This window comes from Acinetobacter sp. CY17 (assembly GCF_059515825.1).
Map to the genome: position 1 here is coordinate 230117 of NZ_JCAKMX010000003.1, position 14555 is coordinate 244671.

A 14555-nucleotide genomic window follows, 5' to 3' on the forward strand; every position below is an offset into this window, starting at 1 on the left:
AGACCCAAAAATGTTGCTTGATTTGTACTCTATCCAATGAGCAAAAAATAGCGTTACAATGCTTGGGTCTTGTATTGATACAAAACTAACGTCTCCGTTTTAATATTCAAGGAAAGTGCAACCCTATGTCACGTTTAGCCAGCCGATTTGCCCAGCTTAAGTCACAACAGCAAAAAGCCTTAGTTTCTTATGTGATGGCAGGAGATCCGCATCCACACGTCACGGTTGATTTACTACATCAAATGGTGAAGGCTGGGGTAGATGTGATTGAACTGGGCTTACCATTTTCCGACCCTATGGCGGATGGTCCAGTGATTGCTTTAGCCGCTGAACGTGCTTTAGCAGGCGGCACCAATACCTTGGATGCTTTAAACATGGTCAAAGCGTTTCGTGAGCAAGATCAAACGACACCAGTGGTCTTGATGGGATACTTAAATCCTGTTGAAGTGATTGGTTATGAAAAATTTGTATCTATTGCCAGCGAATGTGGTGTAGATGGTGTGCTGTTGGTGGATTTACCACCAGAAGAAGCTGGCGATTTTAATGCAGTATTGGAAAAATACGACATGGATCAAATCTTCTTACTTGCACCCACTTCAACCAATGAACGTATTGAATATGTCGCCAAGCAAGCGCGTGGCTTTATTTACTATGTGTCGTTAAAAGGGGTGACGGGTGCGGCAACTTTAGATGTCTCTGAAGCAGCACAACGTATCCAAAAAATTAAAGCAGTAACAGACGTACCTGTAGGTGTAGGTTTTGGTATCAGTGATGCTGCCTCTGCCAAAGCTATGGGTGTAGCAGCGGATGCTGTGATTGTGGGTAGTGCATTTGTAAAACAATTTGCCACTTTAGCGCCAGAACAAGCCGTGATTGAAACGGTTAATAAAGTCAAGGAGCTTCGAGCTGCGCTCGATGAGTTAGTATGAATCAACAAGTGAAAGCAGGGAAAGTTCTTAGCCCATCGACGCCGTGGACCCAGCGCGGCGTACCAGGCATTCAAGTTCCCGATGAACAACAAACAGTAAAAGCCACGTCAACTGAACCTACAGTTGAATGTACCGAATGTCACGCTTTAGTGACCCGTACTGCCATGAGCTTTAATGCCTATGTGTGTCCACAATGTGACGAACATTTGCGTATGAAAGCCCGTGATCGTTTAACTTGGTTCCTCGATCAAGTGCAAACTGAATTGGGTCAGGAATTCAAAGCCAAAGATCCGTTAAACTTTGTCGACAGCAAAGCTTATCCAGAGCGTATGGCAGAAGCACAAAAGAAAACGGGTGAAACTGAAGCATTGGTGGTAATGCAAGGTTTACTCAAAGACCTACCGTTAATTGCTTGTGCCTTTGAGTTTGACTTTATGGGCGGCTCAATGGGTACGGTTGTTGGTGACCGTTTTGTGCAAGCAGCGGAAAAAGCCATTCAAGACCGTCAACCATTAGTATGTTTTGCCGCATCAGGTGGCGCGCGTATGCAAGAAGGGATGTTATCTTTAATGCAAATGGCGCGTACTTCAGCTGCCATTCAACGTATGAAAGATGCAGGTCTACCGTATATCGTGGTGTTAACCCATCCTGTTTACGGTGGTGTAACTGCATCGCTTGCAATGATTGGTGATGTGCATATTGCTGAACCGAAAGCCATGATTGGTTTTGCTGGTAAACGTGTCATTGAACAAACGGTACGTGAAAAGTTAGAAGAACCGTTCCAACGTGCGGAATACTTACTTGAGCATGGTGTAGTCGATCAAATTGTTCATCGTCATGCATTACGTGATACTGTATATCGCATCATCACGAAGTTAATGAATTTACCTTGAACACACAAGCTCCACTTGCAACAGATTCTTTAGCAACATGGCTCGATTATTGGGGCCATGTTCACGTTACAGGCATTGATTTAGGTTTAGAGCGTGTCATTCCCGTCGCTGAAAAGCTGGCTGTAACGCGCCCTCAAGCCAAAGTCTTTACTGTCGCGGGCACCAATGGTAAAGGTTCTACCACCACCACTTTAGCCGCCATTTTAAAGGCTGGTGGCTATCATGTCGGTTTATATCAATCCCCGCATATTTACCGCTTTAACGAGCGCGTAAAAATCAATGGCATTGAGGTGGATGACCAAAGCTTAATTGATGCGTTTGTACAAGTGGATCAAGCACGCCGCGAATGTGGTTTAAGCCTCTCATTTTTTGAGGCCACCACACTTGCGGCGTTTGTGATTTTTAACAACAAAGATTGTGATGTTTGGGTGTTAGAAGTCGGTTTGGGTGGACGTTTGGATGTGGTCAATGTGGTCAATCCAGATGTGGCTGTGATTACCAATATTGGACTGGATCATACCGATTGGTTAGGCAATAGCATTGAAAAGATTGCCTTTGAAAAAGCAGGTATTATTCGCCCGAATATTCCAGTGATTTTTGGCGGGCAACAACAAATTCCCCAAGCCATTGCCGATAAAGCGGCTGAATGTCATGCAGCGCTTTATGCTTTAAATCATGATTATTTTTATCAGATTGATGACAACGGTCAAACTTGGAACTTTGCTTCTAGTGCCACCACCTTAAAACTCCCGACAGGCAGTTTAGCTTTAGACAATATTTCTACCGCTGTGGCTGCTGTATTGGTCAGTGATTTACAGATGAGCCAATCGGCCTTAAGCCAAGGGATTCAAAACGCCAAATTACAGGGTCGTTTTGAAGTGCGCCAAATTCAAGATAAAACCGTCATTTTTGATGCAGGACATAATCCACATGGCGTGGAATTTTTACTCAAGCAGCTACAACAATACTTAAGTCATCATCCAGAATACACAGAAGTGGTCACAGTTTTTTCAATGTTGACCGATAAAGACATTAAATCTGTCTGTGATATGTTGAAAGATCATATCGCTTTGTGGAAAATTGCAGCACTTGATGTACCGCGTGCTGCACCCCTTACGCAGCTCGATGTCGCATTAAGTAATCAGAACGTGCAGCATTTTGACAGTGTAAAACTCGCTTTTAAATCAGCGCTCGATGAAACAAACAATAATCAGCTGATTTTGGTATGTGGCTCGTTTCATACCTTAGAAGCGGTATGGGAGTATTTGGAAGCATGTTAATGAATAGTAAACAACGTTGGATGGGTGGTGTTGTTTTATTAGGTGGTGGGGTATTACTTGCTGCGCTATTACTTAAAGGTAAAGAAGAAATTCACCAAAATAACATTCGTAGTTCGGATTTAGTGGAACAGGTGCAACAGCAAAAGAAAAATCCACAACCCGAAGCTGAACCTGTAATGCAACTGCAACCGCTCACGGTCGATGTTGCCACCGAACAACGTTTATTAGAAGAACAACGCCGTGCTCGTGAAAAAGCAGTGGCTGAACAAGAAGCGCGTGCCGCAGAATTTTTAGCCATGCAGCAACAAGCTGAGGCGGAAGCTGCGCGTAAAGCAGCTGAAGAATATGCAGCTTTAAATGCGCACCGTGCTAGTCAGCAAAGCTCCGACAATATTCCACCTGAATTAGTGGAAGATGAAAAAGCCAAACAAAAACGTTTAGCCGATGACGCAAAAAAGGCTGAAGCTGAGAAAAAAGCCGCTGAGCAAAAGAAAGCTGAAGATGCCAAAAAAGCGGAGGAAAAACGTAAATTAGAGGCTGAGAAGAAAGCTGCCGAACAGAAAAAAGCCGAAGAGAAACGCAAAGCCGAAGAAGCTAAAAAAGCTGAGGAAAAACGTAAATTAGAGGCTGAAAAGAAAAAAGCCGAAGAAGCCAAGGCTGAAGCGAAAAAAGAAGGCAAACCAAACGGTCAATGGATGGTACAAGTCGCTTTAGCAGCTAACCAAGCTAATGCAGACTCGATTGCTGCCAAGCTACGTTCTCAAGGTTATAAAGTAACTAAAAGTCCAACTTCTAAAGGGGTAAGGATTATGGTTGGACCTGCCAAGAGCCGCGAAGCTGCTGACGATCTACGTAAAAAAGTCAATTCTGATCCAAGCTTAAATACCAAGTCGGCATGGGTGATTGATTGGGTACCTTTAGATAAACGCTAAGTGCTCAAACACTGACTGAAGATGGATTCGCCAGTTGCTGACGAATCCATTTTATTTTTTCAGGTGTAAACAACTCAGCAAAGCGCTGTTGCCAAATATAATGAAAGCCATAACCGCCATGATGCATTTCTGCAATTGCCTCATTCACAGCCCAGTTTTGTATGATAATGCGGTACATAGCGACAATAACCCCAGTGCGATCCGCACCGTGATAACAATGCACTAAGATTTTCTGTCCTTGTGCTTCTGCGGCTTGAATCTGCTGCAAGGCTGCCACGATATGCTGTTCTGAAAAAGCAAAAGTGCGGATTGGTACATGCAGCGTTTGCACATGCAGCTCTGGATAATGAGCGGAATGTGGGCGTAAATTTAACACCACATCTATATCTTGTTCTGCGATCAGCCGCGCCAGTACCTCATTCGGCTGTTGACTACGAAATACTGATGCACTGACCTGATAAAAATTATGCTGTGGTTGAATAGGACTCGCCCAAGTGGGCGGGCGTTGATTTAAAGGCAAAGTTGCTGTAGTCATACAGCCGGAACTTAAACAGCAAAAAAGCAGGATTATTTTTTTCATCATCTATATATAGCATAAAAAAAGCTCATCCGAAGATGAGCTGAACCTAAAGCATAATTTAAGCGGTTTGACCGAACGATTGCTGTAAATCAACCCACTTAAATCGCATATTTTTTATATTTCATCATGTGATTGAGTTTGGTATCACGACGTTTGTTCTCTACAAAACTCAAAAGCAGTGCTTTGGGTTTTGCCACTCGAAGCATCGCTTCTCGTCTTGCACAAGGGCGAAGCAGTGCTTCGCTTATCCTTACATTCACAGCCTAGCTGTGAATCTTGCGCTCCAACCAAGCAGAGTTTTCCTTATATCACTACGCGCTGCGCTTGTCTTGCGCCAAACTAAGACAGTGTCTTAGTTTGTCTCAGGCTGTGGCGTAAGGCGTAAATAAGGCGTCACCGCTTTATAACCTTTTGGAAAACGTTGTTTGATTTCCTCTTCATCTTGTAAAGACGGCACAATCACCACATCATCGCCATGTTGCCAGTTGGCAGGCGTAGCCACTTTATAGTTATCGGTCAGTTGTAATGAATCCACCACACGCAATACTTCATCAAAGTTACGCCCTGTAGATGCAGGATAAGTAATAATTAAACGCACCTTTTTATTTGGATCAATAATGACCAAAGAGCGTACTGTTAAGGTTTCACTAGCATTTGGGTGAATAAAATCATATAGGGTTGAGACTTTACGATCTTGATCGGCAATGATTGGGAAATTAACCGTGGTATTTTGCGTGGTGTTAATATCTTCAATCCAACCGTGATGAGAATCCACATCATCAACTGATAACGCAATGGCTTTGACATTACGCTTTTCAAATTCAGCTTTGAGTTTGGCCGTAAAGCCCAGTTCTGTGGTGCAGACTGGCGTATAGTCGGCAGGATGTGAAAATAAAATTCCCCAGCTATCGCCTAAAAACTCGTAAAAATCAATTAATCCTGCACTTGAATCTTGCTGGAAATTAGGGGCGATATCACCTAAACGTAAACTCATACTCACCTCAGTAAACTTATATTTTGTTGTCTATGCCAATGACTATGCCGCAGTTTTTATATAATTAAAAATAGTGTTTTAAGATGTTTTTATGAATAAAAATGCTAAATGACTGGGCATAAGACGATAGCTGTCGCTAAACAGCTTGCCAGTGCCACACCGCTTGAGAATGACTTTTTTTTACAGTGAACTGCTTAAAAGCCTTGTACTTGAAATTTCTAGCACCATAATAACAGCCAAGAACAAATTTTTTCTTTTGACAAGCAAGATTTAGAGAGTCTATTCATGTTGGCAAGTCTGATCGGAGGAATCTTCGGTACCAAAAATGAGCGCGAACTCAAACGCATGCGTAAAATCGTAGATAAGATTAATGCGCTCGAGCCGACGATATCTGCCTTAAACGATGCAGACTTATCTGCAAAAACCCAAGAATTCAAACAACGTTATAACAATGGTGAAAGCCTAGACCAACTCTTACCTGAAGCCTTTGCGGTGTGTCGTGAAGCGGGTAAACGTATTATGGGCATGCGTCATTATGACGTACAGTTGATTGGTGGTATTACCCTACACGAAGGTAAAATCGCAGAAATGCGTACTGGTGAGGGTAAAACGTTAATGGGTACTTTGGCATCTTATTTAAATGCTTTAAGTGGTCAAGGTGTGCATGTCATTACCGTCAACGATTATTTGGCCCAGCGTGATGCGGAGTTAAACCGTCCATTATTTGAATTTTTAGGTTTGAGCATTGGCGTGATTTACTCCATGCAAGATCCAACCGAAAAGTCAGAAGCATATCGTGCCGATATTACTTATGGTACCAATAACGAATTTGGTTTTGACTATCTTCGTGACAACATGGTGTTTTCTTTAGAAGAGAAAAAACAACGTGGTTTAACTTATGCCATTATTGATGAGGTCGATTCGATCTTAATTGATGAAGCGCGTACACCTTTAATTATTTCTGGTCAATCTGATGATTCTTCGCAGCTTTATGCAGCCATCAACAGCATTCCACCAAAATTAGTGCCACAAAAAGAAGAAAAAGTCGCAGATGGCGGACATTTTTGGATTGATGAAAAACAACGCTCGGTCGAGATGACCGAAATTGGTTATGAAACCGTAGAACAAGAACTGATTGCCATGGGTCTGTTAGCTGAAGGCGAAAGCTTATATTCAGCAGCCAATTTAAACTTGGTGCATCATGTTTCTGCGGCAATTCGTGCGCATTTCTTGTACCAACGTAACGTGCATTACATCATTCATGATGGCGAAATTATCATTGTGGATGAAAACACGGGTCGTACCATGCCAGGTCGCCGTTGGTCAGAGGGTTTACATCAAGCGGTCGAAGCCAAAGAAGGCTTAGAAATTCAGCCGGAAAACCAAACCCTTGCGACTACGACTTTCCAAAACTATTTCCGTCTATATAAAAAGCTGTCAGGGATGACCGGTACTGCCGATACTGAAGCGGCGGAAATGAAAGAAATTTACAGCCTTGATGTGGTGTTAATTCCAACTCATCGCCCAATGGTGCGTAAAGACCATGACGATTTAATTTATTTAAATCGCGAAGGTAAATACAACGCCATTATTCAAGAAATTCAGCGTGTGCATGAAGCTGGTGTTGCACCAATCCTAATTGGTACAGCAACTATTGAAGCTTCAGAAATTTTATCTGACAAGTTAAAAGCGGCAGGCATTCATCACGAAGTCTTAAATGCGAAGCAACACGAACGTGAAGCCGATATTATCGCCCAAGCCGGTGCGCCGCGCGCGGTGACCATTGCCACCAACATGGCAGGTCGTGGTACCGATATTTTGCTGGGGGGTAACTGGAAAGCCTTACTGGCTAAAATTGAAAACCCAACTTCAGAGGACGAAGCACGTCTAAAAGCAGAGTGGGAGAAAAACCATGAAGCCGTGTTGGCATCAGGTGGTTTACACATCATTGGTTCAGAACGTCATGAATCACGTCGTATTGATAACCAGTTGCGTGGTCGTGCGGGTCGTCAAGGTGACCCAGGTGTATCACGTTTCTACTTATCGCTTGAAGATGACTTAATGCGGATCTTCGCCGGTGACCGTGTTGTGAATATGATGAAAGCCATGGGTCTTTCGGAAGATGAAGCGATTGAACACAAGATGGTGTCGCGCTCAATTGAGAATGCGCAGCGTAAAGTTGAAGCACGTAACTTTGATATTCGTAAGAACTTGTTGAAATACGACGACGTCAACAACGAACAACGTAAGATCATCTACTCACAACGTGATGACATTTTAGCGGAAAGCTCACTACACGATTATTTAGAAGAAATGCATCGTGAAGTAATGAAAGGTGTAATTGAAACTTATATTCCACCTGAATCGATTCATGACCAATGGGATGTACCGGGTTTAGAAGCGGCATTACGTGAAGAATTTTCGATTGATTTACCAATTCATGCATGGTTAGAGCAAGATCGTCGTTTAGATGAAGAAGGCTTGGCACGTCGTATTACGGATGAGGTGATAGGGCGTTATAACGCGCGCCGTGAACAAATGGGTACAGAGTCAGCGGCCATGCTTGAACGTCACTTTACTTTAAGTTCGCTTGATCGCCACTGGAAAGAGCACTTGGCTGCGATGGATTACTTGCGCCAAGGGATTCATTTGCGTGGTTATGCACAGAAAAACCCTGAGCAAGAATACAAAAAAGAAGCCTTTAACTTATTTGTTAATATGCTGGCGGTGATTAAATCGGATGTCGTGACAGATCTATCACGAATCCATGTACCAACCCCAGAAGAAATCGCTGAGATGGAAGCGCAAAAGCAAGCCCAAGCTGAAGCGCAAGCGGCGGCGTTGCAACTTAACCTAGCAGATGCTCAGGAGGCACCTGTTGTAGACGCTAACTTTAGCCCTGTGGCTGAGCAGGTACAAAGTTTTGGAGCACCAGCCAGTCGTAATGCACCATGTCCATGCGGCTCAGGTCTAAAATATAAGCAATGTCACGGTAAAATCTAATTTTACCTAATTAGCCACTCGATTGAGTGGCTTTTTTATTGTTATGTGAATAGTGTTTGCAGTTGCTGCTATTCAATGTTATTTAGTTGCTCATCGAGAAATTTACGGATAACACTATGAAAAAAGCATTACAAATCGGTTTAGTGGTTTTAAGCACAGTATCAACATGTGCTATGGCAGAGCAACTGACCACCACACCAGAAAAAGTAAAAGCTGCAATTGGTCCACAAACAGCACAAGCACAAGTCAAAGACAATCAAGTGACGGTAATTAGCCCACGTACAGGTATTAGCTATACTTTTAATAATGACAACAAACCGATTGTGCTACAAACTCAAGCTATTGTGGCAGCCAATAGTGCCAATGCTGATCGTATTGTGGCAGCCAATCCGGCACTTTCAGCAGAAAGCCAGCAAAAAGCCAAACAGGCGTTATTAGATGCTGCAAAATAAACAACAGTTTTCTCTAAAACCAGTCCAATGACTGGTTTTTTTAACACTGGATAAAAAGTTGGCATTTTGGCTTTTAGGCTCGATTTTTTTATCAATATCTAATAAGCTGTTCTTTTATATAAAACCAAATTGGAAGTTTAAAAATGGCAGTTGGTGACGTAACGATGCCACAGATGCATGTGGTACAAGGGGTAAAAATTGGTTCAGCTGAAGCGTATGTGCGCTATCAGAATCGACGTGACCTTGTCATTTTTGAATTTAGCCAAGGGACAAATGTTGCGGGGGTATTTACCCAGAACGCATTTTGTGCCGCACCGGTACATATTTCTAAAGCGCATTTAAAGCTAGGCAATCCACGTTACTTAGTCATCAATACCGGTAATGCCAATGCAGGTACAGGTAAAACGGGTATGCTAAATGCCGAAGCAACCTGCGAAAAATTAGCTGAATTAGCTGGCGTGAGCAAAGCAGAAATCTTACCGTTTTCAACCGGTGTGATTGGTGAACAACTGCCAATGCCACGTTTATTGTCAGGCTTACAACCTGCTTTAGACGGCTTAAGCAATGATGCATGGATAGATGCTGCAACTGGCATTATGACCACAGATACCACACCAAAAGGTGCTTCTGAGCAGTTTGAACTGGATGGTATCACTTACACCATGACCGGTATTTCCAAAGGTGCAGGCATGATTCGTCCGAATATGGCAACCATGCTTGGCTTTGTGGCAACCGATGCACCTATTGCACGCGAACTTGTGCAACAAATGTTATCAACTGCTGTCAATCAATCATTTAACCGTATTACCATTGATGGTGACACATCAACCAATGATTCATGTATTTTTGCCGCAACTGGTCAAGCAGGTGGTGTAGAAATTTCATCGACTGAAGACCCGCGTTTTGCTCAAGTGTCTGAAGTGTTGACGCGTGTGATGAAACGCTTAGCTCAGCTGATCGTGCGTGATGGTGAAGGTGCAACTAAATTTATTACTGTTGCTGTTGAAGGCGGTGCAGATACTCAAGAGTGCTGTGATATTGCTTATAGCATTGCACATTCGCCTTTGGTTAAAACTGCCTTGTTTGCTTCAGATCCAAACTGGGGACGTATTTTAGCTGCGATTGGCTATGCGGGTGTCAAAGACTTAGATGTGGAAAAAATCCAAGTGTGGCTAGATGATGTGCAAATCTGTAAAGATGGCGGCGCGGCAGAAGACTACACCGAAGAAGCGGGTGCTCGTGTCATGGCACAAACAGAAATTACTATTCGCGTCGCTTTAGGTCGCGGTGAGGCCAAAGATACGGTCTATACCTGTGATTTATCTTATGACTATGTCAAGATCAATGCTGACTATCGTTCATAATCTAAAATTTTTTGTAAAGCCTCATTCGTGAGGCTTTTTTGTAAGTATTGTTTTTTACTTTCTGGTCAAAAAAGCACAACGCCATTTTGATCAGATACTGCAAGCGGATGTAGGGAATACACAATGAATAATGCGACCAATTTAATTGCCAATGAAGCGAAAAGTATCGTACAGGCGCATTTAGATCGTTTAGGCGAGCAAAAAACTGCACACATGCCTGAATCAGTGAAGCAAGAAAAATTTGCACAGATCTTAGCTGAGCTGAAAAAGCGTGATGCAGTATTAGTGGCACATTATTATTGTGATCCTGAAGTGCAAGAGTTAGCAGAACTGAGCGGTGGTTGCGTATCTGACTCTTTAGAAATGGCACGTTTTGGTCGCGATCATGCTGCACAAACTCTGGTGGTGGCTGGGGTTAAATTTATGGGCGAAACCTCAAAAATTTTATCGCCTGAAAAAACCATTTTAATGCCCACTTTGGAAGCCACCTGTTCTTTAGATTTAGGTTGCCCAGAAAAAGAGTTTGCTGAATTCTGTGATGCCCATCCTGATCATACCGTGGTGGTTTATGCCAATACCTCTGCTGCAGTTAAGGCGCGTGCCGATTGGGTGGTGACTTCAAGCTGTGCAGTTGAGATTATTGAACACCTAGATAGTTTAGGTGAAAAAATTATTTGGGCACCAGATCAACATTTAGGTCGTTATATTCAGCATAAAACAGGTGCTGATATGCTGCTTTGGGACGGTGCATGTATTGTGCATGAAGAATTCCGTGCCCGTGGCATCGAAAATATGAAAGCGCTTTATCCAGATGCGGCAGTTTTAGTCCATCCTGAGTCGCCATTGTCTGTAGTTGAAGTTGCCGATGCAGTCGGGAGCACCTCACAATTGATTAAAGCTGCCCAGACGCTGCCACATGAACGCCTGATTGTGGCAACTGACCGCGGCATCTTCTATAAAATGCAACAAGCTGTGCCACATAAGATCTTAATCGAAGCGCCAACAGCAGGTGAGGGCGCAACTTGTCGCTCATGCGCACATTGCCCTTGGATGGCGATGAATGAACTCGATGGAATTTTAGAGGTTTTACAACGGGGCGACCAAGAAATTCATGTTGAGCCTGCTTTAGCCAAGCGTGCCAAGCTACCCCTTGATCGAATGTTGGCCTTTAGTGCACAGTTAAAACGTTGAAAATTAGAGAAAAATGCTTAAAAAATAGTATAAATGATGTTTATTTATACGTTTGATGCGTTTTTTTAACTTTTTTTAAATATAGGTGTTGACGTACCAGTGCGTCACGCCTAAAATGCACACCGTACCGAGCGATAAGTTCGATACAAAAAGCTGAGATGAATCGGAGCATAGCACAGCCTGGTAGTGCACCTGGTTTGGGACCAGGGGGTCGTAGGTTCGAATCCTACTGCTCCGACCAATTCTTCAAGGCCAAATGATGGTAACATCAGTTAAGCGCTTGTAGCTCAGTTGGATAGAGCATCCGCCTTCTAAGCGGATGGTCACAGGTTCGAATCCTGTCAGGCGCGCCATTTGGTCGCTCGATGTATAGAATCTGAAAGCTGTTATTGTGGTGGATGTAGCTCAGTTGGTAGAGCCCTGGATTGTGATTCCAGTTGTCGCGGGTTCGAATCCCGTCATTCACCCCAACCCTAAAAGGTTGTAAGGCGGAGCATAGCACAGCCTGGTAGTGCACCTGGTTTGGGACCAGGGGGTCGTAGGTTCGAATCCTACTGCTCCGACCATCTTAATATTAAGGTGGTCGAGATAAAGATACCGCATTAAGCGGTTTTTTTATATCTTAAGTAAAAGCACATCACATGACGGTGGATGTAGCTCAGTTGGTAGAGCCCTGGATTGTGATTCCAGTTGTCGCGGGTTCGAATCCCGTCATTCACCCCAACCCTAAAAGGTTGTAAGGCGGAGCATAGCACAGCCTGGTAGTGCACCTGGTTTGGGACCAGGGGGTCGTAGGTTCGAATCCTACTGCTCCGACCATTTACTTTAATGGTCAGAATAGAAGATACCGCGTTAAGCGATTTTTTTATGCCTAAAATTTAATACAATATGTTTGCATTACTTTTCTACTTTTCTACTTTTCTACTTTTCTACTTTTCTACTTTTCTACTTTTCTACTTTTCTACTTTTCTACTTTTCTACTTTTCTACTTTTCTAGAAAAACATTTGCCATTTTTAGTCATAAACCATCACAAAAACACCAAATTGATTAGTAATTGACCATTTAGTTGTATTTTAGTAATTATTTTTGTTTGACTATCTTGCAAGACAACTAAATCTCTCTATAATGCTCATCCATCGGTAGCGAACGAGATTTGCTAACCGTCTTGCTTCTGACGAAGATGCAAGAAAATCATTAAGAGATTATGAAGAACAACTTGTGTGGATTTTTACTGGTTGATCAATCGAATATATTTTCATTGATAATTGGTAAGAATTTCTCGAAGTTTATTTGAGCAAATTTTTTGTCAGTAATTGATGAGCCAAGATTGGTGCCCTATAGGCACTATTGATTTTAAACTGAAGAGTTTGATCATGGCTCAGATTGAACGCTGGCGGCAGGCTTAACACATGCAAGTCGAGCGGATGAAGGTAGCTTGCTACTGGATTCAGCGGCGGACGGGTGAGTAATGCTTAGGAATCTGCCCATTAATGGGGGACAACAGTTGGAAACGACTGCTAATACCGCATACGCCCTACGGGGGAAAGCAGGGGATCTTCGGACCTTGCGTTAATGGATGAGCCTAAGTCGGATTAGCTAGTTGGTGGGGTAAAGGCCTACCAAGGCGACGATCTGTAGCGGGTCTGAGAGGATGATCCGCCACACTGGGACTGAGACACGGCCCAGACTCCTACGGGAGGCAGCAGTGGGGAATATTGGACAATGGGCGAAAGCCTGATCCAGCCATGCCGCGTGTGTGAAGAAGGCCTTTTGGTTGTAAAGCACTTTAAGCGAGGAGGAGGCTACTTAGATTAATACTCTAGGATAGTGGACGTTACTCGCAGAATAAGCACCGGCTAACTCTGTGCCAGCAGCCGCGGTAATACAGAGGGTGCGAGCGTTAATCGGATTTACTGGGCGTAAAGCGTGCGTAGGCGGCTTTTTAAGTCGGATGTGAAATCCCTGAGCTTAACTTAGGAATTGCATTCGATACTGGGAAGCTAGAGTATGGGAGAGGATGGTAGAATTCCAGGTGTAGCGGTGAAATGCGTAGAGATCTGGAGGAATACCGATGGCGAAGGCAGCCATCTGGCCTAATACTGACGCTGAGGTACGAAAGCATGGGGAGCAAACAGGATTAGATACCCTGGTAGTCCATGCCGTAAACGATGTCTACTAGCCGTTGGGGCCTTTGAGGCTTTAGTGGCGCAGCTAACGCGATAAGTAGACCGCCTGGGGAGTACGGTCGCAAGACTAAAACTCAAATGAATTGACGGGGGCCCGCACAAGCGGTGGAGCATGTGGTTTAATTCGATGCAACGCGAAGAACCTTACCTGGTCTTGACATACAGAGAACTTTCCAGAGATGGATTGGTGCCTTCGGGAACTCTGATACAGGTGCTGCATGGCTGTCGTCAGCTCGTGTCGTGAGATGTTGGGTTAAGTCCCGCAACGAGCGCAACCCTTTTCCTTATTTGCCAGCACTTCGGGTGGGAACTTTAAGGATACTGCCAGTGACAAACTGGAGGAAGGCGGGGACGACGTCAAGTCATCATGGCCCTTACGACCAGGGCTACACACGTGCTACAATGGTCGGTACAAAGGGTTGCTACCTCGCGAGAGGATGCTAATCTCAAAAAGCCGATCGTAGTCCGGATTGGAGTCTGCAACTCGACTCCATGAAGTCGGAATCGCTAGTAATCGCGGATCAGAATGCCGCGGTGAATACGTTCCCGGGCCTTGTACACACCGCCCGTCACACCATGGGAGTTTGTTGCACCAGAAGTAGGTAGTCTAACCGTAAGGAGGACGCTTACCACGGTGTGGCCGATGACTGGGGTGAAGTCGTAACAAGGTAGCCGTAGGGGAACCTGCGGCTGGATCACCTCCTTAACGAAAGATTGGCGACCGGTAAGAATCCACAACAAGTTGTTCTT

10 protein-coding genes, 6 tRNA genes and 1 rRNA gene are annotated in these 14555 nt (G+C 44.0%); 15 read left to right on the top strand and 2 right to left on the bottom strand.

From position 1 onward, the window contains the following. Nucleotides 1-125 precede the first annotated feature (125 nt). The 4 genes from trpA to AC5YCI_RS03930 are packed head-to-tail and all read left to right on the top strand — an operon-like array spanning nucleotide 126 to nucleotide 4034. Complete coding sequence (trpA, locus tag AC5YCI_RS03915) at nucleotides 126-929, top strand: tryptophan synthase subunit alpha (protein WP_496128980.1); 804 nt, start codon at nucleotides 126-128, stop codon at nucleotides 927-929. Beyond that, entirely contained in the window at nucleotides 926-1822 is an 897-nt protein-coding gene (accD, locus tag AC5YCI_RS03920; RefSeq protein WP_496128981.1) for an acetyl-CoA carboxylase, carboxyltransferase subunit beta, read from the top strand. The genes trpA and accD overlap by 4 nt, the downstream gene beginning before the upstream one ends. Next, nucleotides 1819-3102 carry a bifunctional tetrahydrofolate synthase/dihydrofolate synthase gene (gene folC, locus AC5YCI_RS03925; protein ID WP_496175257.1) on the top strand — a complete coding sequence of 428 codons (1284 nt, stop codon included), beginning with the start codon at nucleotides 1819-1821 and terminating at the stop codon, nucleotides 3100-3102. Before accD ends, folC begins: the two co-directional genes overlap by 4 nt. Then, nucleotides 3102-4034 (top strand): SPOR domain-containing protein, encoded by a 933-nt coding sequence (locus AC5YCI_RS03930; protein WP_496128983.1) that lies wholly within the window; start codon nucleotides 3102-3104, stop codon nucleotides 4032-4034. The genes folC and AC5YCI_RS03930 overlap by 1 nt, the downstream gene beginning before the upstream one ends. Before the next feature lie 4 nt (nucleotides 4035-4038). Here AC5YCI_RS03930 and AC5YCI_RS03935 read toward each other — a convergent pair whose 3' ends face one another. Continuing rightward, a complete protein-coding gene (locus AC5YCI_RS03935; RefSeq protein WP_496128984.1) occupies nucleotides 4039-4569 on the bottom strand; it encodes a dual specificity protein phosphatase family protein in 531 nt (176 codons plus the stop codon). A 397-nt stretch (nucleotides 4570-4966) separates the two neighbouring features. Then, nucleotides 4967-5608: a peroxiredoxin gene (locus tag AC5YCI_RS03940; RefSeq protein WP_496128985.1), complete on the bottom strand. Its 642-nt coding sequence runs from the start codon at nucleotides 5606-5608 to the stop codon at nucleotides 4967-4969. A gap of 285 nt (nucleotides 5609-5893) precedes the next feature. Between AC5YCI_RS03940 and secA the strand changes: the two genes are divergently transcribed. From secA to AC5YCI_RS03995, 11 genes are all read left to right on the top strand, one after another. After that, nucleotides 5894-8611, top strand: coding sequence for a preprotein translocase subunit SecA (gene secA, locus AC5YCI_RS03945; RefSeq protein ID WP_496175258.1), 2718 nt, complete (start codon nucleotides 5894-5896; stop codon nucleotides 8609-8611). Between the two features lie 116 nt (nucleotides 8612-8727). Beyond that, entirely contained in the window at nucleotides 8728-9063 is a 336-nt protein-coding gene (locus AC5YCI_RS03950) for a hypothetical protein (protein ID WP_496128987.1), read from the top strand. A 143-nt stretch (nucleotides 9064-9206) separates the two neighbouring features. Next, nucleotides 9207-10427 carry a bifunctional glutamate N-acetyltransferase/amino-acid acetyltransferase ArgJ gene (gene argJ / locus AC5YCI_RS03955; RefSeq protein ID WP_496128988.1) on the top strand — a complete coding sequence of 407 codons (1221 nt, stop codon included), beginning with the start codon at nucleotides 9207-9209 and terminating at the stop codon, nucleotides 10425-10427. Nucleotides 10428-10550: 123 nt separating this feature from the next. Next, complete coding sequence (gene nadA, locus AC5YCI_RS03960; protein WP_496128989.1) at nucleotides 10551-11618, top strand: quinolinate synthase NadA; 1068 nt, start codon at nucleotides 10551-10553, stop codon at nucleotides 11616-11618. Nucleotides 11619-11782: 164 nt separating this feature from the next. Further along, a tRNA-Pro gene (locus AC5YCI_RS03965) sits at nucleotides 11783-11859 on the top strand. A 35-nt stretch (nucleotides 11860-11894) separates the two neighbouring features. Next, nucleotides 11895-11971 (top strand) — tRNA-Arg (locus AC5YCI_RS03970). Nucleotides 11972-12012: 41 nt separating this feature from the next. Then, a tRNA-His gene (locus AC5YCI_RS03975) sits at nucleotides 12013-12088 on the top strand. Between the two features lie 19 nt (nucleotides 12089-12107). Next, nucleotides 12108-12184: transfer RNA gene (locus tag AC5YCI_RS03980), tRNA-Pro, on the top strand. 81 nt (nucleotides 12185-12265) lie between these two features. Continuing rightward, nucleotides 12266-12341, top strand: a tRNA-His gene (locus AC5YCI_RS03985). Nucleotides 12342-12360: 19 nt separating this feature from the next. Continuing rightward, nucleotides 12361-12437: transfer RNA gene (locus AC5YCI_RS03990), tRNA-Pro, on the top strand. 537 nt (nucleotides 12438-12974) lie between these two features. Then, nucleotides 12975-14511: ribosomal RNA gene (locus AC5YCI_RS03995) — 16S ribosomal RNA — on the top strand. Nucleotides 14512-14555 lie beyond the last annotated feature (44 nt).